The sequence below is a fragment of the Geodermatophilus sp. DSM 44513 genome (assembly GCF_032460525.1).
Taxonomy (GTDB): Bacteria; Actinomycetota; Actinomycetes; order Mycobacteriales; family Geodermatophilaceae; genus Geodermatophilus.
Window position 1 is genome coordinate 182,913 of sequence record NZ_CP135963.1, and the last position, 22,791, is coordinate 205,703.

Here is a 22,791-nt window from a genome sequence, read left to right on the forward strand (position 1 = left end):
GACGGGTGTACTGTCCTCTCTGCACCGCACGAGAACGGGCTGGGTCACCAGCCCGGTCAACCGCCGGACGAACCACCTGAGGTTCGACTGCTGCGGAGCGTGGTGTACATTGAGAACACCGCCCCGGATGAAGGCCGAAAGGCCCGAGTACGGTCGCGTCCGCTCTTTGAGAACTCAACAGCGTGCCGAAAGTCAGTGCCAAGTAACTAACCCCTTTGTGGGTTCCTTTGGTTGATTGATCGAGAGCGTCCAGTTCTCGGTTCTCGGCCGGGGTTCGAACATCTACGGAGAGTTTGATCCTGGCTCAGGACGAACGCTGGCGGCGTGCTTAACACATGCAAGTCGAACGGTGATCCTGCTTCGGTGGGTGATCAGTGGCGAACGGGTGAGTAACACGTGGGTAACCTGCCCCTGGCTCTGGGATAACTCCAAGAAATTGGGGCTAATACCGGATGTGACCGCTGGCCGCATGGTCTGGTGGTGGAAAGGATTCGTCCGGCTGGGGATGGGCCCGCGGCCTATCAGCTTGTTGGTGGGGTAGTGGCCTACCAAGGCGACGACGGGTAGCCGGCCTGAGAGGGTGACCGGCCACACTGGGACTGAGACACGGCCCAGACTCCTACGGGAGGCAGCAGTGGGGAATATTGCGCAATGGGCGGAAGCCTGACGCAGCGACGCCGCGTGGGGGATGACGGCCTTCGGGTTGTAAACCTCTTTCAGCAGGGACGAAGCGGAAGTGACGGTACCTGCAGAAGAAGCACCGGCCAACTACGTGCCAGCAGCCGCGGTAATACGTAGGGTGCAAGCGTTGTCCGGAATTATTGGGCGTAAAGAGCTCGTAGGCGGTCTGTCGCGTCGGCTGTGAAAACCCGGAGCTCAACTCCGGGCCTGCAGTCGATACGGGCAGACTCGAGTGTTGCAGGGGAGACTGGAATTCCTGGTGTAGCGGTGAAATGCGCAGATATCAGGAGGAACACCGGTGGCGAAGGCGGGTCTCTGGGCAACAACTGACGCTGAGGAGCGAAAGCGTGGGGAGCGAACAGGATTAGATACCCTGGTAGTCCACGCCGTAAACGTTGGGCGCTAGGTGTGGGGGCCATTCCACGGTCTCCGTGCCGCAGCTAACGCATTAAGCGCCCCGCCTGGGGAGTACGGCCGCAAGGCTAAAACTCAAAGGAATTGACGGGGGCCCGCACAAGCGGCGGAGCATGTTGCTTAATTCGATGCAACGCGAAGAACCTTACCTAGGCTTGACATGCACGGAAATCTCGCAGAGATGCGGGGTCCGTAAGGGCCGTGCACAGGTGGTGCATGGTTGTCGTCAGCTCGTGTCGTGAGATGTTGGGTTAAGTCCCGCAACGAGCGCAACCCTCGTTCCATGTTGCCAGCACGTGATGGTGGGGACTCATGGGAGACTGCCGGGGTCAACTCGGAGGAAGGTGGGGATGACGTCAAATCATCATGCCCCTTATGTCTAGGGCTGCAAACATGCTACAATGGCCGGTACAAAGGGCTGCGATACCGTGAGGTGGAGCGAATCCCAAAAGCCGGTCTCAGTTCGGATTGGGGTCTGCAACTCGACCCCATGAAGTTGGAGTCGCTAGTAATCGCAGATCAGCAACGCTGCGGTGAATACGTTCCCGGGCCTTGTACACACCGCCCGTCACGTCACGAAAGTCGGTAACGCCCGAAGCCGGTGGCCCAACCCTCGTGGAGGGAGCCGTCGAAGGCGGGATCGGCGATTGGGACGAAGTCGTAACAAGGTAGCCGTACCGGAAGGTGCGGCTGGATCACCTCCTTTCTAAGGAGCATCTCGCCTGCTCGCCCGGATGGGTGGGTGGGTGCAGAGCCGCGCCCAGGACGCGACGGCCCCCCGCCTGTGGGGGGTGGGGTGTTCCTGGGGTGGTGCTCGAGGGTGGAACGCTGACCAGTTCGGCCGGCAGCTCGGTGCTGCTCCTAGTACGGCGTCGTGTCCTCCTCGGGGGGTGCGGCGTGGGGAACGGGGTGGGGTGGGTGGTCGGTTCGTAGGCACGCTGTTGGGTCCTGAGGGAGCGGGTGACCGTTTCGTCTGCGCAGGGCCGGTCTGCATCTCATACCGCCGCGTGCCCCTTGGGGGGTGGGCGGGTCTGGTGGGGTCGGGTGGCCGGTGTCTGGTCGTACGTTGAGAACTGCACAGTGGACGCGAGCATCTTTTGACTCTGATTGCAGAGTTCTTGTAGGCCCGCACACTGGTGTCCTTCCGGGCGCGGTGTGCGGTGTTTGTGTGTGGCCAAGTTGTTGAGGGCACACGGTGGATGCCTGGGCACCAGGAGCCGATGAAGGACGTAGGAGGCTGCGATAAGCCTCGGGGAGCTGCCAACCGAGCGTTGATCCGAGGATGTCCGAATGGGGGAACCCCGCACCAGTCATGTGGTGTGACCTGCGCCTGAATGTATAGGGCGTGTGGAGGGAACGTGGGGAAGTGAAACATCTCAGTACCCACAGGAAGAGAAAACAACCGTGATTCCGTGAGTAGTGGCGAGCGAAAGCGGATGAGGCTAAACCGTTTCCATGTGATACCCGGCAGGGGTTGTGGGAGCGGGGTCGTGGGACCGTCCGTGCGTATCTGCCGGTACGTGGAGGAGTGAGAAAGACTGCGTGTTAGCCGAAGGCCTCTGGAAGGGGTCGCCGGAGAGGGTGAGAGCCCCGTAGGCGAAAGCACTGGTCCTCCTTGTGACGTGTTCCCGAGTAGCACCGAGCCCGTGGAATTCGGTGTGAATCTGGCGGGACCACCCGCTAAGCCTGAATACTCCCTGGTGACCGATAGCGGACGAGTACCGTGAGGGAAAGGTGAAAAGTACCCCGGGAGGGGAGTGAAACAGTACCTGAAACCGTGTGCCTACAAGCCGTGAGAGCCGTGAATCGCACTTCGGTGCGGCGGTGATTGCGTGCCTTTTGAAGAATGAGCCTGCGAGTTAGTGGTGCGTGGCGAGGTTAACCCGTGGGGGGTAGCCGTAGCGAAAGCGAGTCCGAACAGGGCGTGTCCGTATGGACGAATAGTCGCGTGTCCTAGACCCGAAGCCGAGTGATCTACCCATGGCCAGGTTGAAGCGCGGGTAAGACCGCGTGGAGGACCGAACCCACCAGGGTTGAAAACCTGGGGGATGAGCTGTGGGTAGGGGTGAAAGGCCAATCAAACTCGGTGATAGCTGGTTCTCCCCGAAATGCATTTAGGTGCAGCGTCGCGTGTTTCTTACCGGAGGTAGAGCACTGGATGGCCGATGGGCCCCACAAGGTTACTGACGTCAACCAAACTCCGAATGCCGGTAAGTGAGAGCGTGGCAGTGAGACTGCGGGCGATAAGGTTCGTAGTCGAGAGGGAAACAGCCCAGATCATCGGCTAAGGCCCCTAAGCGTGTGCTAAGTGGAAAAGGATGTGGGATCGCAGAGACAACCAGGAGGTTGGCTTAGAAGCAGCCACCCTTGAAAGAGTGCGTAATAGCTCACTGGTCAAGTGGTTCCGCGCCGACAATGTAGCGGGGCTCAAGCACACCGCCGAAGCCGTGGCACTCCACCGTCAGCCTGTCGTTGCCCTGCGGGGTGGCGGCCAGGTGGTGGGGTGGGTAGGGGAGCGTCGTGTGGCGGGGGAAGCGGCGGAGTGATCCAGCCGTGGACGCCACGCGAGTGAGAATGCAGGCATGAGTAGCGAGAGGGGAGTGAGAACCTCCCCCGCCGGAAGACCAAGGGTTCCTGGGCCAGGCTAATCCGCCCAGGGTGAGTCGGGACCTAAGGCGAGGCCGACAGGCGTAGTCGATGGACAACGGGTTGATATTCCCGTACCCGCGAAGGAACGCCCATGCTGAGGCCACCGATGCTAACCACCCGAACTGCTGGTGTTCTTTGGAGCGCCGGTGGGGAGCGTGAGGCCCGGAGTGGTAGTAGGTAAGCGATGGGGTGACGCAGGAAGGTAGTCGTAGCCGGTGAGTGGTGGTACCGGTGCAAGGGTGTGGCCCGGGGGGTAGGCAAATCCGCCCCTCATGCAGGGTGAGGCCTGACGCATAGCCGATTGCGGTGAATTCGATGATCCTATGCTGCCGAGAAAAGCCTCTAGCGAGTTCCGAGCGGCCCGTACCCCAAACCAACTCAGGTGGTCAGGTAGAGAATACCGAGGCGATCGAGCGAACTGTGGTTAAGGAACTCGGCAAAATGCCCCCGTAACTTCGGGAGAAGGGGGGCCGTCTGCTGTGAACACCCAAGCGGTGGGCAGCGGTGGGCGGCCGCAGAGACCAGTGAGAAGCGACTGTTTACTAAAAACACAGGTCCGTGCGAAGTCGTAAGACGATGTATACGGACTGACGCCTGCCCGGTGCTGGAACGTTAAGGGGACGGGTCAGTGCACGTAAGTGTGCGAAGCTCAGAACTCAAGCGCCAGTAAACGGCGGTGGTAACTATAACCATCCTAAGGTAGCGAAATTCCTTGTCGGGTAAGTTCCGACCTGCACGAATGGCGTAACGACTTCTCAGCTGTCTCAACCACAGGCTCGGCGAAATTGCACTACGAGTAAAGATGCTCGTTACGCGCGGCAGGACGGAAAGACCCCGGGACCTTCACTACAGCTTGATATTGGTGTTCGGTTCGGTTTGTGTAGGATAGGTGGGAGACTGGGAAGCCGGCACGCCAGTGTCGGTGGAGTCGCCGTTGAAATACCACTCTGGGTCGAATTGGATGTCTAACCTGGGTCCGTGATCCGGATCAGGAACAGTGTCAGGTGGGTAGTTTAACTGGGGCGGTTGCCTCCCAAAGGGTAACGGAGGCGCCCAAAGGTCCCCTCAGCCTGGTTGGCAATCAGGTGTCGAGTGCAAGTGCACAAGGGGGCTTGACTGTGAGACCGACGGGTCGAGCAGGAGCGAAAGCTGGGACTAGTGACCCGGCACCGGCAGGTGGAAGCGGTGTCGCTCAACGGATAAAAGGTACCCCGGGGATAACAGGCTGATCTTCCCCAAGAGTCCATATCGACGGGATGGTTTGGCACCTCGATGTCGGCTCGTCGCATCCTGGGGCTGGAGTAGGTCCCAAGGGTTGGGCTGTTCGCCCATTAAAGCGGTACGCGAGCTGGGTTTAGAACGTCGTGAGACAGTTCGGTCCCTATCCGCCGCGCGCGTAAGAGACTTGAGAAGAGCTGTCCCTAGTACGAGAGGACCGGGACGGACGAACCTCTGGTGTGCCAGTTGTACCGCCAGGTGCACGGCTGGTTGGCTACGTTCGGCAGGGATAACCGCTGAAAGCATCTAAGCGGGAAGCTCGCTTCGAGATGAGGTCTCTCACCCAGTCAATGGGGTAAGGCCCCCGCTCAGACCAGCGGGTTGATAGGCCGGAAGTGGGAGCACCGTGAGGTGTGGAGCTGACCGGTACTAACAGGCCGAGGGCTTGACCACACACACCCCCTGGCGGGGGTGCGGGGACACGGTCGAGTCACTTGCAGGTGTTTCGCGTCCACTGTGCGGTTCTGAACGCACGAACCAGATTGGCTGGTTCCACCGTTCACCGTGTTACGGCGGCCATGGCGAGAGGGAAACGCCCGGACCCATTCCGAACCCGGAAGCTAAGCCTCTCAGCGCCGATGGTACTGCCCCGGAGACGGGGTGGGAGAGTAGGACGCCGCCGGACAAACCGTTCGCCTAGGGCCCTCACCACCCGGTGAGGGCCCTACGTGCGTCCAGGGCGTCTGCCACCACCACGGACGCCGGCATACCGGCCGTACGCCGCGTCCGGCTGGAGGGCGGCGGGGTGGCCACCGTGTGGGGCAGCGAGCTGCCTCGCGTGGTGCGGGCGGCGGAGGCGGTGCTCGCAGCTCGTGCGGTGTCCCGGCGGGCCGGGGCGTGACGCCGACGGGCGCAGACCGCCGTCGCTAGGGTCGCCGTTGTGCCGCGCCACCTCCTCGCTGCACCTGTCCTGGCCCTGGGCCTCACCGCGTGCGGCGCCTCGGTTGCCCAGGCGGAGCTGGAGGCCCGGGTGGCCGGCGCGCTGCAGGCCCGGTCCGGCGTCGCGCCCGCGGTGTCCTGTCCCGGCGACCTCGACGCCGAGGTCGACGCGAGCACCGAGTGCACCGCCGTCGACCCCGCCACCGGTGAGCGGACGGCGTGGCGGGTCGTGGTCACCGCGGTCGCCGACGGGGTCGCGGACTTCGACGTCGAGCGGGTCGACTGAGCCGGTGTCCGGTGCAGGCAGGATGCCGCCCGTGGAGACGACTGCTGACCTGCTGGTGCACGACGCCGAGCTGCTGGCCACCGTCGACGACGCCCGCCGCGAGATCGCCGGCGGCTGGGTGGCGGTCACCGGCGGGGTGGTGACCGGCGTCGGCGGGCCCGGCGATCCCGCCCCGGTGGCGGCGCGGCTGGTGGACGCCCGCGGCTGCCTGGTCACCCCTGGGCTGGTGAACACCCACCACCACCTGTACCAGAACCTCACCCGCGCCTACGCCCCGGCGCTGACCGGCGGCCTGTTCGAGTGGCTGGTCACCCTGTACCCGCTGTGGGCCCGGCTGGACGAGGAGGCCGCCTTCGTCAGCGCCTGGGTGGGGCTCACCGAGCTGGCGCTGTCCGGCTGCACCACCTCGACCGACCACCTGTACGTGCACCCGCGCGGCGGCGGCGACCTGATCGGCGCGGAGGTCGCCGCCGCCCGCGAGCTCGGCGTGCGCTTCTCCCCCACCCGCGGCTCGATGTCGCTGTCGGTGGAGGACGGCGGCCTGCCCCCGGTGTCCGTCGTCCAGGACGACGACGAGATCCTGGCCGACTCGGAGCGCCTGGTGGCCGCCCACCACGACCGCTCGCCGCACGCGATGACCCGCATCGCCCTCGCCCCGTGCTCGCCGTTCAGCGTCTCGCTCGCGCTGATGCGCCGCACCGCCGAGCTCGCCGAGGACCTCGACGTCCGGCTGCACACCCACCTGGCCGAGACGCGGGACGAGGACGCCTTCTGCCTGGCCACCTTCGGTCGCCGCCCGGTCGACCACCTGGCCGACGTCGGCTGGCTGACCGACCGGGTGTGGCTGGCGCACGTGGTGTGGCCCGACGCCGGCGAGGTGGCGCGGCTGGGCGCGGCGCGGGTCGGCGCGGCGCACTGCCCGTCGTCGAACATGGTGCTCGGCAGCGGTCTGGCGCCGGTCGCGGAGCTGCGGGCCGCGGGGGCGCCGGTCGGGCTGGGCGTGGACGGGTCGTCGTCGGCGGACTCCGCGTCGCTGTGGCTGGAGGCCCGGACGGCGATGCTGCAGGGCAAGCTGCGGCACGGCGCGGCCGCCATGTCGGCCCGCGACGCGCTGGAGATGGCCACCCGCGGGGGAGCGGCGTGCCTGGGGCGCACCGGGGAGGTCGGCGAGCTGTCGGTCGGCGCGTGCGGGGACCTCGCCGTGTGGTCGCTGGAGGGTCCGGCGTTCGCCGGCGCGCTGTCCGACCCCGTGGAGGCCTGGTTGCGGTGCGGCCCGGTCGCGGCGCGGCACACCGTCGTCGCCGGGCGGTTCGTCGTCGAGGACGGCGTCCCCGTGCACCCGGCCCTCGACGAGCGGCTCGCCGTCCACCGGCGGGTGTCGGCCCGCATCCAGGCCGCCTTGTAGCGACCGTTCGCGCGCGGAAGGCCCTCGACGGCGGCCATTCGCGCGCGGAAGGCCGTCACAGGGCGGCGGCGAGGGCCTCCAGGTCGTCGGCGGTCGCGTCCAGGTGCGGGGAGACCCGCAGCACCGGCCCGGTCATCTCACCCGGTGCGCGCTGCGGGCCGATCGCGGTGGTGACGACGCCGTGCTCGCCGAGCAGCCGGGCCCGGGTGGCGACGACGTCGGCGCCGTCGGGCGGGCGCAGCGTCGTGGTGGCGGTCGGCTCCTCGCGCGGTTCCACCACCCGCCAGCCCCCCGCGCCGTCGAGCACCTCGCGGGTGGCCCGGCCGAGCGCGGCCAGCCGCTCCCGGACCGGCTCCGGCCCGGCAGCGAGGTGCTCGCCGACGGCCAGCACCAGGCCCACCCGGCCGGCCACGTGCGCCTCCCCGGACTCCAGCGCCCGCAGCGGGGGGACGCCGTCCGGCGGGGCCAGCAGCGGCGTGAGTGCCGCAGCCACGGACGGGCGCACGCACAGCACCCCGACCCCGCGCGGCCCGGCCAGCCACTTCCGGGAGGTCGAGTAGACGACGTCGGCGCCCACGTCGGTGTCCACGTGACCCAGCGACTGGGCCGCGTCGAGCACCAGCGGCACCCCCGCCGCGCGGCACAGCTGCGCGACCGCGCCGGCCGGCTGGACGACGCCGCGGTGGCTGGCGACGTGCGTCAGGTGCACCAGCGACGGCGGGTCGCCGGCCAGCAGCCGCGCCACGCCGTCCAGGTCGGCCCGTCCCAGGCCGTCGACCGGGAGCCGCTCGACGGCCAGGCCGGCCGCCTGCAGGTGGGCGGCGTTGGGCGCGTACTCGCCGGGCAGGCAGGCCACCCGCGACCCGGCCGGCAGCCGCCAGGCGGCGAGCAGCGCGTTCAGCGCGGCCTGCGCGGACTCGACGAAGACCACGTCCGCCGCGGCCATCCCGACCAGCCCGCCGAGCACCGACCGGCCCTGCTGCAGCAGCTCCCCGACGGTCGCCTCGGCCACGTACCCGCCCAGCTCGGCCTCGTTCCGGGCGTGGTGGGCGACGGCCTCGAGCACGCGGGAGCTCTGCCGGCTGCACGCGGCGCTGTCCAGGTGCCGGCCGGCCGGGCGGGGCCGGGCCGCGCGCCAGGCGGCGCCGAGGTCCTCGTGGACGAGAGCGGGTCCGGGCGCGGTCACGCCCCCACGCTAGGCGGGCCGGCGGCGGGGCCCGACCCGATGGGGTGAGCGTCCTCGACCCGGCGACCCCGACGGCCGATGAGGACGGGACGGCCTCGAACAGAGGGGCCACGGAGGGGGTGGCCGGCGTGGTGCGGGTCCTGACGTCCTGGCGCGGGCTGGCCCTGCTGCTGGTGGTCGCCGTCGCCGGCCTCGCCGGGACCGCGACGGTCCTGGAGCGTCGCCAGTCCGACACCGCCCTCCAGCAGGTCGTCGACCGCGCCGAGGTCATCACCGAGCTGCTGGTCGAGGCCGAGCTCACCCGCGGCTCCGCCCGCCCGGCCCTCTCCCCGCCGAGCACGCAGCGCATCGACCGCGGCGTCCGGTCCCTCGTCCGCAGCAGCCGGCTCACCGGGCTGCAGCTGTGGACCCCCAAGGGCCAGCTGCTCTACAGCGACGCGGCGCTGGCCGACCCGCTCTCCGGCGACGACCTGGCCCGCCTGGTGCCGGTGCTGGCCGGGTCCCCCCAGGTGACCTTCGAACTGGACGAGGACCGGGGCACCCCGACCGCGACCGTGCTGGTGCAGCCGCGCGACGCCGAGGGACGGCCCAGCGGCGTGGTCGCGGAGGTGCTGCTCCCGCAGGACGACCTGGTCGCCCGCCTGGACTCCGCCACCCGGAACGTGCACGTCGGGGGGGTGACGCTGCTGGTGGTCGTCGTGGCCGTCGGCGTGGTCACCCGACAGCGGCTGCTGCGCCGCGAGCACGAGGCGCGGCACGACCCGCTCACCGGCCTGGGCAACCGCACGCTGCTGCGGCAGGAGGCCCTGACCGTCCTGGACCCGCCGCGCCGGGCCCGGGCGGCGAGCGGACCGCTCACCGCCCTGCTGCTGCTGGACCTGGACGGCTTCAAGACCGTCAACGACACCCTCGGGCACGCCGTCGGCGACCTGCTGCTGGTCGAGGTGGCCGGCGCGCTGCGTGCGGCGGTGCGGCCGACCGACGTGGTCACCCGGCTGGGCGGGGACGAGTTCGCCGTCCTGCTGCGCGACCTGGGCTCGGACGCGGCCGCCGAGCGGGTGGCCGGGCAGGTCGCCCGGGCCCTGCACCGGCCGTTCACCGTCGGCGAGGTGACCCTCGAGGTCGGGGTCAGCGTCGGCCTCGCGCTCAGCCCCGACCACGGGACCACCCTGGTGGACCTGCTGCGCCGGGCCGACGTCGCGATGTACCAGGCCAAGCGGGACGGCGGCGGCGTCCGCCGCTACGACCCGGTCACCGACCCGCACGACCAGGACCAGCTCGACCTGCTCGCCCAGCTGCGCACGGCGATCGACACCGACCAGCTGCGGCTGCACTTCCAGCCGGTCGTGGCGCTGCGCACCGGGCGCCCGGTGCGCCTGGAGGCGCTGGTCCGCTGGCAGCACCCCGAGCGCGGTCTGCTGCTGCCCGCGGCGTTCCTGCCGCAGGCCGAGCGGACCGCGCTCATGCCCCCGCTGACCGACTGGGTGCTGCGCGAGGCGCTGCGCCGGTGCGCGGGCTGGCGGGCGGCCGGGGCGGACGTCGGCGTGGCCGTCAACGTCACCCCCGGCACGCTGCTGGAGACCGACCTCGCCGCCCGGCTGGGCGAGCTGCTCGCCGCGGAGGGCCTGCCCGGTTCGGCACTGGAGGTCGAGGTGACCGAGACCGCCATGACGGTGGACCCCGAGCGCGCCGCGGCCACCCTGCGGGCGCTGCGGGCGATGGGCATCTGCGTCGCCGTCGACGACTTCGGGGCCGGGTACACCTCGCTGTGGCTGCTCAAGACGCTGCCGGTGGACCGGCTCAAGATCGACCGCGGGTTCGTGACCCACCTGCTGGACAGTCCCGCCGACGAGGCGGTGACCCGGTCGGTGGTGCAGCTGGGCCACGACCTCGGCCTGGTCGTCGTCGCCGAGGGCGTGGAGACCGCGGAGGTCCGCCGCCGGCTGGTCGAGCTGGGCTGCGACGAGGCCCAGGGTCACCTCATCGCCCGGCCGATGGAGGCCGCCGCGGTGCTGCCGTGGCTGGCCGGTTCCACCGCCCCGGCCGGCCTGGCCCTCACCTGAGCCGGACCGGTGGGGCCCGTCGCGAGCCGTCGGGTGACCGGAGGGCCTCCGTCAGCGCTCCAGCTCGCCGCGGGCGATCGACTGACCGGAGTGCCCGGGGTCGCCGTCCAGCGGCTCGACGGAGACGTCGACGATCGGGTACTCCCCGAGGTCCACGCCGGGCGGGAGGGTGAGTGCGACCTCGCGCCCGCCGCGCACGACCCCCAGCGACACCAGGTCCTCGACGGCCTCGTCGAGCAGCCAGACCTCGTAGAAGCCGCCCTGCGGGTCGGCCGCGGCGAGGTCGACCTCCAGCGCGAGGGTGCCGTCGGGGCGCTCGACCACGCGGGCCTCGCCGGTGGCGCCGCTGTCCGCGAGCGGGGCCAGCGCGGCGGCGGCCACCGAGACACCCCGGTCCTCCCCGGTGCCCAGGGCCACCGCGCCGGCGCCGATGCCGACACCGACGACCAGGGACGCCGCGGCGGCCAGCAGCAGCCGGGAGCGGCCGGTCCGCAGCGGCACGACCGCCGCCGCAGCTCCCGCCGGTGCCGGGGCCGGCTCGGGGGCGGGGGCGGCCGGCGGGGGGACGGCGGCCAGCGGCGCGGGGGCCGTCGCCGCGGCGGCCAGCACCTCGGGCCGCGGCGCGGTGCGCACCCCGGTGGCGGCGGCGATCGCCGCCCACACCGCCGGTGGCGGCGGCACGGCGGCCCGCGGCGCGGCGAGCTCCGGCACGGCGAGTGCGTCGACGCCGCGGCGCAGTTCGGCCAGCTCGTCGCGGCAGCGCGCGCAGGCGTCCAGGTGTGCCGCGTCGGCGTCCGGCAGCGGCTCGCGCAGGGCCGCGAGGGAGAGCTGCTCAGGCGTGCAGTGCTGCACCGTCCACCTCCAGGCGTGTCCTCAGGCGTTCGAGCGTGCGCCGGATGTGGGATTTGACCGTGCCCAGGGGGAGGCCGGTGCGGGCGGCGATCTGGGTGTGCGTGAGGTCCTCGAAGAACGCCAGCTCGATGATGCCCCGCTGCGGCTGGCCGAGCTGCTCCAGCTCGGTCAGCAGCAGCACGCGGTCGGCGACCGTGGTGTCCACCTGCGGGCCGCTGGTCTCCGGTGCCGTGCGGGCCTGGCTCATGGCGGCCTCGGCGGCGCGGCGCTGCCGGTCGCGGCGGGCCCAGGTGTCGGCGATCTTGTGGCGGCACACGCCGACCAGCCAGGCCGGCAGCGGGCCCTGCTCGGGGCGGTAGCCGGCGCGGCCGGTCCAGGCGGAGACGAACACCTGCTGGGTGACGTCCTCGGCGTCCGGGCCCGGGCCGAAGGCGCGCACCGCCATGCCGTGCACCTGCCCGGCGAAGCGCTCGTAGGCCCAGGCCAGCGCCTGCTCGTCCCCGGCCGCGAACCGGCGGCCCACCTCGGCGTCGTCCGGCTCGGGGGGGTACCCCGGCGTCGGATCGGCGTCGGTGCTCACGGATCCGACCCTAGCCGGGACGCGTCGCCGTCGGCCTCGTTGCAGGGTCCCGCCGCGAGCGTGCGAGCGGCGGGGGGCAGCGAGGTCCTTCACCATGGCACCGGCTCCGCGATGGCGACCACGTTGGACTCGTAGCTGCCGTACTCGGGGAGGAACTCCCCGCCGCAGGTGATGAGCACCAGCCGCGGCGGCCCCTCGCGAGCGAAGAGCCGGTCCAGCGGCAGGGCCTGCTTGACGATCTCCTCGCGGGACACCACCCGCCAGCGGGTGGCGGTTCCCGCGGCGTCGGTCACCTCGACCTCGGTGCCGACCTCGGCGGTGCGCAGCGGCGCGAGCTCGCCCAGCCCCTGCTCGCGGTCGTCGACGTGCCCGGCGAGCACCGCCGAGCCGGCCTCTCCCGGCACCGGGCCGAACCGGTACCAGCCCACCCGCTCCACGTCGTCGGGGATGGCCATCTGACCGTCGTCCCGGACGCCGACCGGGTCCACCGGCGCGTCGATGCCCAGATCGGGCACCCGCAGCCGCACCGGGGCCGGCGCGGCGGCGGCCACGGTGGGTGCCGCGTCCCGGACGGTCACCGGGGGCAGGGAGCCCGGGCCCGCCGGTGCCGTCGTCGATCCGGACGACACCGGCGGGCCCGGCTCGGCGAGCACCTGCTCGAGCGGTGCGCCCGCCGCCGCCGGCTCCCGGGTCAGCTGCCAGCCGGTCGGCACGCCGACCGCGACGGCCACCCCCAGGGCCGCGACGGCGGCGGCGGGACGCATCACCCCTTCCTCGGTGCCGGTGCGGTCAGGCCCGCGAGCCGGCGAGCCGGCGGACGCCGACACCGGCGGCCACCAGGCCGGCCAGCGACACCGCGACCACCGGCAGCGGCAGGCCGCCGTCGTCGACCAGGCCGGCCGAGCCGCCGGGGACGCCGGACGGCGCGGAGTGCGACGCGATCGTCTGGACGGCCAGCTCGTAGCCGGCGTCCTGCGAGCCCCACGCGTAGACGATCGTGGTGGTGCCCTCCTCGAGCGCCAGGTCGGCCGGGCCGATCGCGACGGTGTCGGTGCCGGCGAGGACCACGTCGGCGCTCACGGTGCCGGCGGGCACGGTCAGGGACTCCTCGTTCGGGTTGGTCAGCCCGTCGATGACGACCTGGCCGCCGGCGCGCACGTCGACCGCGGGCGCGGCGGCGGTGTGCCGGACGGTCACCCGGGCCTGGCCGGCGGCGACCTCGGAGGTGTCGTTGACGAACGGGGTCAGCGCGGGCTGGCCCTCCGCGGTCAGGTGGGCGGCCACGGTGGCGTTGGCCCCGGCGGGGACGGCGACCCCGTCGGCGGACAGCAGCGGGCTGCCGGAGTCGTCGGCCGCGTCGGCCGGGAAGACGGCGAGGTCGTAGTCGCCGGCCGGGAGCTCCAGCGGGTCGGTCAGGGTGCCGGGCTGGAAGTCGTCGATCAGCCGCTCGCCGTTGGCGTACACGTCGACCGGGGTGTCCGGGATGGCGTGCAGGACGGAGACCGTCGCGGTGTGGCTGTCGGCGAGCGCGGGGGAGGCGCTGAGGACGACGAGGGTGCCGGTCGCGCCGGCGGCGAGGGCGAAGGCGGTGCGGGACATCGGTGTTCCTCCACGGCGGGTGCGGTGTGCCTGACACCCCTCCTTCCGCGACCCCCGCCACCCCGGATGCAGCCCCCCGTCACCCGACCGGGTGATCCCGCTCCGCCGGGACGGACAGGGAGACCCCGAAGTCTCCGGCGGGGTCGGTCCACCAGTGCGTCATCCGCAGCCCGGCCGCCGCGAGCTCGGCCGCCACCCGCTCGCGGCGGAACTTCGCCGACACCTCGGTGCGCATCTCCTCCCCGGCGGCGAACCGGACGTCTAGGCCGAGGGCGGGTACGTGCACCACCTGCTCGACCGTCGAGCGCAGCCGCATCTCGATCCACTCGTGCTCGGCGTCCCACACCGCGACGTGCTCGAAGGCGTCGGGGTCGACGTCGGCGCCCAGCTCCCGGTCCAGCACGCGCAGCACGTTGCGGTTGAACTCCGCGGTGACGCCGGCGGCGTCGTCGTAGGCGCGCACCAGGCGGGCGGGGTCCTTGACCAGGTCGGTGCCGAGCAGGAAGGAGTCCCCCGGCTGCAGGGTGGCGGCCAGCGCGGCGAGGAAGGCCGCCCGCTCGCCGGGCTCGAGGTTGCCGATGGTGGAGCCGAGGAAGGCCACCAGCCGACGTCCGGACCGGGGCAGCTCACCGAGGTGCCTGGTGAAGTCGCCGACCACCGCCTCGACCGCCACCCCGGGGTACTCGGCGGTGATGGCCTCGCCGGCGGCCCGCAGCACGGTGGGGTCGACGTCGCAGGGCACGAACCGGCGCAGCGTCCCGGCGTCGCGCAGCGCGTCCAGCAGCAGCCGGGTCTTCTCCGACGTGCCGCTGCCCAGCTCGACCAGGACGTCGGCGCCGGACGCGGCGGCGACCTCGGGTGCGTGCGCGGCCAGCACGGCCCGCTCGGCGCGGGTCGGGTAGTACTCCGGCAGCCGGGTGATCTCGTCGAACAGGGCGCTGCCGCGCTCGTCGTAGAACCACCGGGGCGGCAGCGACTTGGGCGTGGCGGTCAGCCCGGCGCGCGCGTCGGTGCGCAGCGCCCGGGCGGCGTCCTCGTCGGCGAGGTGGTTGGTGAGCGGGATCGACACGGGTCTCCAGAGCTCGTCAGGTCAGCGGTGTGGTGGTCAGGCCGTCGGGGGTGACCTCGACCAGGGACCGGTCGGGGACGTCGGTCCAGCGCGGGTCGTCGTCCCACGGCTCGCTGGCCAGCGCGGTGCCGTCGGGGGTCACCAGGGCGGACAGCGTGTCGCCCCAGGCGGTGGCCAGCAGGCGGGTGTTGTCGGCGGCCAGCAGGTTGAGCCGGGCGGCCGGGTCGGCGGCGGCCACCTCGCGCACCGTGGCGCCGAGGGCGTCCAGGCCCCGGGTGAACACCAGGGCGGCCAGCAGGGCGCTGTCGACCGTGGACTCCGCGTCGCGCACGGCGGGCAGCACCGCCCGGTCGACCCGGCCGTTGTGCGACAGCAGCCACCGCCCGTCGGTGAACGGCGCCGCCGCGCTCTCCTCCAGGGGCATGCCGGCGGTGGCCGAGCGGACGGCGGCCAGCACGCAGCCGGAGGAGACCACCGGGGCGACCGAGGCGAACGACGCATCGCCCCACAGCGGCCGCGCCGAGCGCCAGCGCGCCGGCCGGGCCCGGCCGGGGCTGAAGAAGCCGACGCCCCAGCCATCGGCGTTCACCGTGCCGTGGCGCTGCCGCCGCGGCGCCCAGGACTGCACGAGCAGCGAGGACGGCGGCTCCAGCACCAGCTCGGCCAGCGTGCGCGGCCGGCCCAGCCAGGCCAGGTGGCGGCACACTCAGGCGTCCGTCCCGTCCACCGACCAGGCCAGCCGGAACCCGCTGAACACCTGCCGGCGGACCGGGTGGTCCCAGTTGCGGAAGCTCGGCCGCAGGATCGAGGCCCCCACCGCCCACGACCCGCCGCGCAGCACCTTGTAGTCGCCGCCGAAGAAGGGGGCGGAGTAGTCGGCGTAGAGCATCGGGCGGAACCCGGGCCAGGCCGTGAAGTCCGAGGAGGTCCACTCCCAGACGTCGCCCATCAGCTGCTCGACCCCGTACGCCGACGCGCCGGCGGGGTAGGCGCCCACCGGTGCCGGCCGCAGCGCGTCACCGCCCAGGTTGGCCAGCGCGGACGTCGGCTCCGCCGAGCCCCACGGGAAGCGGCGGCGCCGGCGCAGGGCGGGGTCCCAGACGGCGGCCTTCTCCCACTCGGTCTCGGTGGGCAGCCGGGCCCCGGCCGCCGCGGTCCCCGTGCCCGCGGCCCACGCCGCGTACGCCTCGGCCTCGAACCACGTGACGTGCTGCACCGGCTCGTCGGGCGGCACGGTCTCCACCACGCCGAACCGGGTGCGGGTGCCGTCGGGGCCCCAGTACTGCGGGCGCTCCAGGCCGGCCTCGACCCGGTGCGCCCAGCCCCGCGCGGACCACCAGCGCCGGTCGGTGTAGCCGCCGTCGGCGACGAACGCGGCGTACTCCGCGTTGGTCACCGGCACCCGGCCGATGCGGAAGGCCGGCACGTCGACGACGTGGGCGGGGCGCTCGTTGTCCAGCGAGAACGGCTCCTCGGCGGCGTCCACGCCCAGCACGAACTCCCCGCCGGGCACCAGCACCGAGGTGCCGGCCACGCCGGGGCGGCCGGGCGGCAGCGGTGTCCCGGCGCCCAGCAGCGGCGGGCCGGTGCGCACGGCCAGCGCCTGCAGCATGGTCTCGTCGTGCTGCTGCTCGTGGCTGACCACCATGGCGAAGTCGAACGGGTCGCCGTCGTCGTCCCGGCCCAGGCGACCGAGCCGGTCCAGCACCCGGCCGCGCACCTCGCCGCAGTAGGAGCGCGCCTCCACCGGGGGCAGCAGCGGCAGCCGGGCGCGCACCGCCCGCGGGTGGGTGAACGCGTCGTAGAGCGCCTCGACGTCGGCCGGCAGCAGCCCGGCGCGGCGGGGGTCGCCGTGGCGCAGCAGCCAGAGGTCCTCCTGCTGGCCGATGTGCGCGAGGTCCCAGACCAGCGGGGACAGCAGCGGGGTGTGCTGGCGCAGCAACTCGGGCTCGTCGTGGTCGGTGAGCCGCAGGGTGCGGGCCCGGGCGGTCTCCAGGTCGCGGGCGAGGGTCTCGGTCGGGTCGGTCATCGGGGGTCTCCCGTCGCTGAGAGGAGGGCGGCGGTGGCGTCGCCGGCCCGGGCGGTGTCCAGCAGGTCGTCGCCGGGGCAGCGGCCCCGGTCGACCAGGTCGACGAGGGCGGCCACCTCCGGCCGCAGGGCGGCGGGGACGGCGTCGGCCGCGGCGGCCAGGCAGGCGCGGGCGGCGGTGTGCAGCGCCGGGTCGGCCAGGCCGGCGCGGGCGGCCCGGTCCCAGGCGCCGGCGACCGGGGCGGTGGCCTCGGCGGCGTGCCCGGCGGCGACCGGGTCGTCGAGCAGCGCCGCGGTCACCGCCGCGAGCGCCGGCCACCACGGCTCGGGGGCGGCGTCGAGGTAGCGGACCTCCAGGTAGCCGCGCGGCCGCACCGGCGGGAACAGCGTGGTCAGGTGGTAGTCGAGGTCCGCGGTGGTCGGCCGCCGGCCGCCCAGGGGGACGGCGCCGCTGAGCCAGTCGGCGAACCGGACGCGCGTGCGCACCGGCACCGCCCCGGCGCCGTGCCGGACCAGCATCACCGGTGCGCTGAGCGCGTACCCCGCCCACTCGCCCGCCGGGTCGGCGCCGCCGAGCAGCGGGCCGCAGCGGGCCTGGTCCAGGTCGCTCCACACCCGCTGGCGCTGCGACACCCAGCCGGTCGGCCGCCCGCCGGCCAGCGGTGAGCACGCCGCGACGGCGACCAGCGTGGGGCCCAGCCGGTGGGCCAGCGCGACCCGCTCGCCCCAGCCCGCCCGCGGACCGGCGTCCAGGTTCACCTGCAGCGCGGCGGTGCCGGCCATCATCGCCGTCCCGGCCCGGGCGCAGCCGACGGCGGCGAAGTGCGCCTCCATCGCGGCGTAGCGGGCGGCCGGGCAGACCCGCGCCGGGGGGCGCAGCGGGTCGGCGCCCACCGGGGCGAGCGCCAGGCGCTCGGCGGCCAGGGCCGCGGCGAGGACGCTGCGGTCGGCGCGCAGCGCGGCCACCGCGGCTCCGGCGTCCGGGTACGGCGGCGCGGACAGCTCCACCTGGCCGCCGGGTTCCAGGGTGACCCGGCTGCCACCCGGCAGGGCGGGCAGCGCCTCGACCAGTGTGCTGACCCGGGCCCAGGGAACCCGGGTGGCCGGCGCGTCCAGGTCGACCAGGTGGGCCTCCAGCTCCAGGCCGACGGTGCCGAGCGGACCGTCCCGCAGGGCCGCGGCGGTGACGTGCGCGACGGCGGCGTCCAGGTCCAGGACGGCCGTGTGCTCCTCGGTGATCGGGGCCACGGGCCCCACCCCCTCCAGGTCCGGACCGGTCGACGTCGACCGCGGGTCGGTGCGGGGGCGGCCCGCCGTGGCAGCCGTCCTCGGTGCCCATCCTGCACGTCACCCGCTCGGCTGCCCACCCCCGGGCACCCGATGCGGTGGCCGCGCGAGGATCGGTCCGTGGACGGCGACCGGGACAGGGACCCCGCAGGTCGGGCGCGCAACGACCGGCCGCGCGACGCCCTGGGGCGGCCGCTGCCCCGCGGCGCCGCGGGGGAGGAGCGGGCGCCGGAGGGCGTGCCCCGGACGCCGGGGGAGGCGCTCGCGGAGGCGCAGCGGCTGCTGGACGCGGGCCGCCCGTTCCACGCCCACGAGGTGCTGGAGGACGCCTGGAAGTCCGCTCCGGAGCGCGAGCGGCAGCTGTGGCGGGGGCTGGCCCAGCTCGCGGTCGGGCTCACCCACGTGGCGCGCGGCAACGCCCGGGGCGGCGCCCGGCTGCTGGAGCGCGGCGCGGGCAACGTCGAGGGGTACGCGGCCGACCCGCCGCACCGGGTCGACGTGGCCGGCCTGGTCGCCTGGGGCCGCCGGCTGGCCGCCGCGCCGCCCGGGGACGGCGATCCCGCGGCCCTCGCGCCCCGGCTGCGGGCCGGGCAAGGTGGTACCCGACACCGGCCCGACGACGGCCCGGCGGCCGGGTGAGGAGGGCGACGTGAGGAGCTTCGAGGCGGCGACGCGGATCGACGCGGGCCCCGAGCAGGTCTGGGCGCTGCTGGTCGACGTCGGCAGCTGGCGGGACTGGGACTCCGGCGTCGACCGCGTGGAGGGCCGCGTGGCGCTGGGGGAGCGGCTGACGCTCTACGCCACCATGATCCGCAGCCGCCCGTTCCGGGTGACGGTGACCGAGCTGCGCCCGCGCGAGCTCATGCGCTGGCGCGGCGGCCTGCCGGCCGGGCTGGCGGTCATCGAGCGCACGTACTCCCTCGCCGGCCAGGACGGCGGCGGCACGCTGCTCACCGTCCGGGAGGACCACACCGGCCCGCTGGCCGGGCTGCTCGGGCGCTCCACCCCCGACCTCAACCCCTCGTTCCGGCACTTCTGCTCCGGGCTCAGGGCCCGCGCCGAGGGGCGCACCTCCCGCCCCACCACCTGAGCGGCCGGGCGTGACCGCTGTGACCGGAACTACTGCCCGGACGGTCGTGGTGCGACCATGGGCGACGCCATGAGCACTGAGACCGCAGCAGCCGCGCCCAGCACCGACGACACCTCCCTCGGCGAGCCGGCGACCCCGCCACCGGCCCGCGGGCTGGTCACGTCGGCGTCGTACTCGATCACCGTCCGGCTGACCGCCGACGGCGACCCGGCCTCCATCGGGCGGATCGCCACCGCGGTCGGGTCGGCCGGCGGGGCGGTGACCGCGATCGACGTCGTCGACTCCCGCTCCGACGGGCTCACCGTCGACGTCACCTGCTCGGCCGCGGACGCCGCGCACTCCGAGGAGGTCGTCACCGCACTGCGCGCCGTCGAGGGCGTCACGGTGCGCAAGGTCAGCGACCGCACCTTCCTGCTGCACCTGGGCGGCAAGCTCGAGGTCGCCTCGCGGGTGCCGCTGAAGACCCGCGACGACCTGTCGATGGCCTACACCCCCGGTGTGGCGCGGGTCTGCCTGGCGCTGGCCGACAACCCCGACGACGTCCGCCGGCTGACCATCAAGGGCAACACCGTCGCCGTGGTCACCGACGGGTCCGCGGTGCTCGGCCTGGGTGACATCGGCCCGGGCGCCTCGATGCCGGTCATGGAGGGCAAGGCCGCGCTGTTCAAGCGGTTCGCCGACATCGACGCCTGGCCGATCGCCCTGGACACCCAGGACGTCGACGAGATCGTCCGCACCGTCGAGCTGATCGCCCCCGGCTTCGGCGGCATCAACCTCGAGGACATCGCCGCGCCGCGCTGCTTCGAGATCGAGGCCCGGCTGCGCGAGAAGCTGGACATCCCGGTGTTCCACGACGACCAGCACGGGACGGCGATCGTCGTGCTGGCCGCCCTGCGCAACGCGCTGCGCGTCGTCGACAAGCGGCTGGAGGACGTCCGCATCGTCGTGGCGGGCGGTGGCGCGGCCGGCACCGCGATCGTGCACCTCATGCTGCAGGCCGGCGCCCGGCACGTGCTGGTGTGGGACCGCGAGGGCATCCTGTCCCCGGACGACGAGCGGCTGAGCCCGGCCAAGCGGGACCTGGCGCAGCGCACCAACCCCGACGGCCGCCGCGGCGAGCTGCCCGACGCCCTGGTCGGTGCCGACGTGTTCGTGGGCGTCAGCGCCGCCAACGTGCTGCCGGTCGCGGCGCTGGCCGGCATGAACGAGCGGGCCGTCGTCTTCCCGATGGCCAACCCGACCCCGGACGTCGACCCGGTGGGCGCCCGGCAGCACGCCGCCGTCGTCGCCTCCGGCCGCTCGGACCTGCCCAACCAGATCAACAACGTGCTGGCCTTCCCCGGCGTCTTCCGGGGGCTGCTGGACGCGCGGGCGCGGGAGATCAGCGACGGCATGCTGCTGGCCGCCGCGGAGGCGATCGCCGGTGTGGTGACCGACGACCAGCTCAACGCCAACTACATCATCCCGAGCGTCTTCGACCCGGCCGTCACGCCGGCCGTCGCCGCGGCGGTGGCCGACCAGGCGCGCCAGGAGCCCGGTGCGACCGCCCCGGTGGGCTCCGCCGAGGACGTCACCGGCTGAGACGGCGCGACCTGGTCCCGGTCGCGCACCGCCGTCCGGGCCGGCCGGCCCCCCGCGTGTCGGGGGGCCGGCCGCCTGCCGTGCGCGTGCCACCCCGGGCCGCGGGTAGAGCCGCTCCACCCAACGAGGAGGCGGCGACGTGGCAGGCACGTACGAGGACAGCACGACGATCGACGCGAGCCCGCAGGAGGTGTTCGCCTACGTCAGCGACGTGGCACACCTGCCCCACTACCTGCCACCCATCCAGGAGGCCGCCGAGCGGCCGCTGGCCGAGGGCACCGAGACCGACCCGGACGTGCAGGACGCGACCGGCGTGCACCTGGTGGGGGAGGTCAAGGGCCACCGGTTCGAGAACGACGGCTGGTTCCTCGCCGACGCGGACGCCCGCACCCTGCGCTGGGGCGCGCAGACCGAGCGCACCTACAGCGGCCGGCTGGACGTCGCCGACGACGGTGGCGGTACCCGGCTCACGGTGCACCTGGACTTCGGTCCGGGCGGGCCGGAGGAGCAGATCCAGGCGCAGTCCGGCGACCGCGACCCGGTGCACGAGGGGCTCGGCGCGGCCCTGCAGTCGATCAAGCAGCAGGTCGAGGGCACCGGCGGCAAGGTGCTCCCGCCAGAGCCCCCGGGCGACGTCGCCCCGCCGACGGACTCCTGACCGGGCGCGGGGTCAGCTGCCCCCGTCCTCCTCGGCCGGGTCGGACTCCTCCGGCTCGAAGGTGTCGGCCTCCCCGAGGCCCATGCCGACACCGCTGTCGGTCGGGACGGAGGGTGCGCCGTCGGTGTCCTGGTCCGGCGCGGACGGACGGGTCTCGTCCACCGGCGGCCGGCCCTGCTCGCTCTCGGTCATCCCCGGGCCTCCCCTCGAGCGGGAGCCGGCGGCCCCCGCTGGTCAGTACACACGATCGCAGGACGACGCGGTGCCGCCCCGCGCGGGACACTGGCCGGGTGCCCGAGTTGCCCGAGGTGCAGGCGCTGACCGCGTTCCTGCAGGAGTCCGCCGTGGGCTCGGTGGTGACCCGCGTCGACCTGGCCGCCGTCCAGGCGATCAAGACCTTCGACCCGCCGCTGTCCGCGCTCGGCGGCCTGGAGCTCACCGGGGTCGCCCGGCACGGCAAGTTCCTCGACCTGGACGTCTCCGGCCTGCACCTCGTCGTCCACCTGGCGCGGGCCGGCTGGCTGCACTGGCGCACCGGCCTGCCGCCCGCCCCGCCCCGGCCCGGCAAGGGCCCGCTCGCGCTGCGGGTGCACCTGGAGGGTGGCGACGGCTTCGACCTCACCGAGCAGGGCACCCGCAAGGGCCTGGCGGTGTACGTCGTCCGCTCGCCGGCCGAGGTGCCCGGCATCGCCCGGCTCGGCCCCGACGCGCTGGCCGTCGACCGCGACACCTTCGTGGCGCTCATGGCCGGGCGCAGCGGCCAGCTCAAGGGGGCGCTCACCGACCAGACGCTGCTCGCCGGCATCGGCAACGCCTACTCCGACGAGATCCTGCACGCCGCGCGGCTGTCGCCGTTCAAGATGGCCGACAAGCTCACCGACGAGGAGGCCCTGCGCCTGTACGACGCGGTGCGGGAGGTCCTCACCGGGGCGCTGGCCCGCCAGGTGGGGCAGCGTGCGGCGACCCTGAAGGGCGAGAAGCGCTCGGGGCTGCAGGTGCACGCCCGCACCGGGCTGCCCTGCCCGGTGTGCGGGGACACCGTGCGCGAGGTCAGCTTCGCCGACACCTCGCTGCAGTACTGCCCGACCTGCCAGACCGGCGGCAAGCCGCTGGCCGACCGGCGGATGTCCAAGCTGCTCCGCTGAGAGAGGACCCCCGGAAGGACCCCGCTGCCCCCCACCCGCTCGCAGGCTCGCGGCGGGGCCC

At 73.2% G+C, this 22,791-nt stretch carries 18 protein-coding genes and 3 rRNA genes; 11 read left to right on the forward strand and 10 right to left on the reverse strand.

Translation table 11 applies throughout. From position 1 onward, the window contains the following. The first annotated feature begins 281 nt into the window (after positions 1-281). From RTG05_RS00870 to RTG05_RS00890, 5 genes are all read left to right on the forward strand, one after another. Positions 282-1,801 (forward strand): 16S ribosomal RNA (locus tag RTG05_RS00870). 466 nt (positions 1,802-2,267) lie between these two features. Further along, a 23S ribosomal RNA gene (locus RTG05_RS00875) occupies positions 2,268-5,415 on the forward strand. A 115-nt stretch (positions 5,416-5,530) separates the two neighbouring features. After that, positions 5,531-5,647: ribosomal RNA gene (gene rrf / locus RTG05_RS00880) — 5S ribosomal RNA — on the forward strand. The 16S, 23S and 5S rRNA genes sit together here, the layout of an rRNA operon. 255 nt (positions 5,648-5,902) lie before the next feature. Continuing rightward, the gene (locus RTG05_RS00885) at positions 5,903-6,187 is read left to right on the forward strand and encodes a DUF4333 domain-containing protein (RefSeq protein ID WP_166527057.1); all 285 of its coding nucleotides are present in this window, start codon (positions 5,903-5,905) and stop codon (positions 6,185-6,187) included. Positions 6,188-6,209: 22 nt separating this feature from the next. After that, positions 6,210-7,592, forward strand: a complete 1,383-nt coding sequence (locus RTG05_RS00890) for an 8-oxoguanine deaminase (RefSeq protein WP_166527058.1) — start codon at positions 6,210-6,212, stop codon at positions 7,590-7,592. Positions 7,593-7,647: 55 nt separating this feature from the next. Here the strand turns inward: RTG05_RS00890 and egtE are convergent, their stop codons facing one another. Next, positions 7,648-8,778, reverse strand: coding sequence for an ergothioneine biosynthesis PLP-dependent enzyme EgtE (gene egtE / locus RTG05_RS00895; protein WP_166527059.1), 1,131 nt, complete (start codon positions 8,776-8,778; stop codon positions 7,648-7,650). A gap of 128 nt (positions 8,779-8,906) precedes the next feature. Between egtE and RTG05_RS00900 the strand changes: the two genes are divergently transcribed. Then, positions 8,907-10,841, forward strand: a complete 1,935-nt coding sequence (locus RTG05_RS00900) for a putative bifunctional diguanylate cyclase/phosphodiesterase (protein ID WP_166527060.1) — start codon at positions 8,907-8,909, stop codon at positions 10,839-10,841. A gap of 51 nt (positions 10,842-10,892) precedes the next feature. On the opposite strand, the gene RTG05_RS00905 is transcribed toward RTG05_RS00900, so the two are convergent. From RTG05_RS00905 to egtA, 8 genes are all read right to left on the reverse strand, one after another. Beyond that, the gene (locus tag RTG05_RS00905; protein WP_315912191.1) at positions 10,893-11,693 is read right to left on the reverse strand and encodes an anti-sigma factor; all 801 of its coding nucleotides are present in this window, start codon (positions 11,691-11,693) and stop codon (positions 10,893-10,895) included. Next, on the reverse strand, positions 11,674-12,273 hold the full coding sequence (locus RTG05_RS00910; RefSeq protein WP_315912192.1) for a sigma-70 family RNA polymerase sigma factor: 600 nt from the start codon (positions 12,271-12,273) through the stop codon (positions 11,674-11,676). The genes RTG05_RS00905 and RTG05_RS00910 overlap by 20 nt, the downstream gene beginning before the upstream one ends. 89 nt (positions 12,274-12,362) lie before the next feature. After that, a complete protein-coding gene (locus RTG05_RS00915; protein WP_166527063.1) occupies positions 12,363-13,037 on the reverse strand; it encodes a class F sortase in 675 nt (224 codons plus the stop codon). Between the two features lie 25 nt (positions 13,038-13,062). Beyond that, a complete protein-coding gene (locus tag RTG05_RS00920; protein WP_166527064.1) occupies positions 13,063-13,872 on the reverse strand; it encodes a DUF4397 domain-containing protein in 810 nt (269 codons plus the stop codon). 79 nt (positions 13,873-13,951) lie between these two features. Then, entirely contained in the window at positions 13,952-14,941 is a 990-nt protein-coding gene (egtD, locus tag RTG05_RS00925; protein ID WP_166527065.1) for an L-histidine N(alpha)-methyltransferase, read from the reverse strand. 16 nt (positions 14,942-14,957) lie between these two features. Next, entirely contained in the window at positions 14,958-15,647 is a 690-nt protein-coding gene (egtC, locus tag RTG05_RS00930) for an ergothioneine biosynthesis protein EgtC (RefSeq protein WP_166527066.1), read from the reverse strand. Then, positions 15,648-16,970, reverse strand: coding sequence for an ergothioneine biosynthesis protein EgtB (gene egtB / locus RTG05_RS00935; RefSeq protein WP_166527067.1), 1,323 nt, complete (start codon positions 16,968-16,970; stop codon positions 15,648-15,650). Continuing rightward, complete coding sequence (egtA, locus tag RTG05_RS00940) at positions 16,967-18,217, reverse strand: ergothioneine biosynthesis glutamate--cysteine ligase EgtA (RefSeq protein WP_315912194.1); 1,251 nt, start codon at positions 18,215-18,217, stop codon at positions 16,967-16,969. Before egtA ends, egtB begins: the two co-directional genes overlap by 4 nt. A gap of 159 nt (positions 18,218-18,376) precedes the next feature. Between egtA and RTG05_RS00945 the strand changes: the two genes are divergently transcribed. From RTG05_RS00945 to RTG05_RS00960, 4 genes are all read left to right on the forward strand, one after another. Further along, positions 18,377-18,895, forward strand: a complete 519-nt coding sequence (locus RTG05_RS00945; RefSeq protein WP_315912196.1) for a DUF309 domain-containing protein — start codon at positions 18,377-18,379, stop codon at positions 18,893-18,895. 10 nt (positions 18,896-18,905) lie between these two features. Further along, positions 18,906-19,346: an SRPBCC domain-containing protein gene (locus RTG05_RS00950; protein WP_166527069.1), complete on the forward strand. Its 441-nt coding sequence runs from the start codon at positions 18,906-18,908 to the stop codon at positions 19,344-19,346. Between the two features lie 153 nt (positions 19,347-19,499). After that, positions 19,500-20,927 (forward strand): NAD-dependent malic enzyme, encoded by a 1,428-nt coding sequence (locus tag RTG05_RS00955; RefSeq protein ID WP_166529410.1) that lies wholly within the window; start codon positions 19,500-19,502, stop codon positions 20,925-20,927. 139 nt (positions 20,928-21,066) lie between these two features. Beyond that, positions 21,067-21,585, forward strand: a complete 519-nt coding sequence (locus tag RTG05_RS00960; protein ID WP_166527070.1) for an SRPBCC family protein — start codon at positions 21,067-21,069, stop codon at positions 21,583-21,585. A gap of 12 nt (positions 21,586-21,597) precedes the next feature. Here RTG05_RS00960 and RTG05_RS00965 read toward each other — a convergent pair whose 3' ends face one another. Further along, positions 21,598-21,777, reverse strand: a complete 180-nt coding sequence (locus RTG05_RS00965; protein WP_166527071.1) for a hypothetical protein — start codon at positions 21,775-21,777, stop codon at positions 21,598-21,600. 98 nt (positions 21,778-21,875) lie between these two features. Between RTG05_RS00965 and RTG05_RS00970 the strand changes: the two genes are divergently transcribed. After that, positions 21,876-22,730 carry an Fpg/Nei family DNA glycosylase gene (locus tag RTG05_RS00970; RefSeq protein WP_166527072.1) on the forward strand — a complete coding sequence of 285 codons (855 nt, stop codon included), beginning with the start codon at positions 21,876-21,878 and terminating at the stop codon, positions 22,728-22,730. The last annotated feature ends 61 nt before the right edge of the window (positions 22,731-22,791 follow it).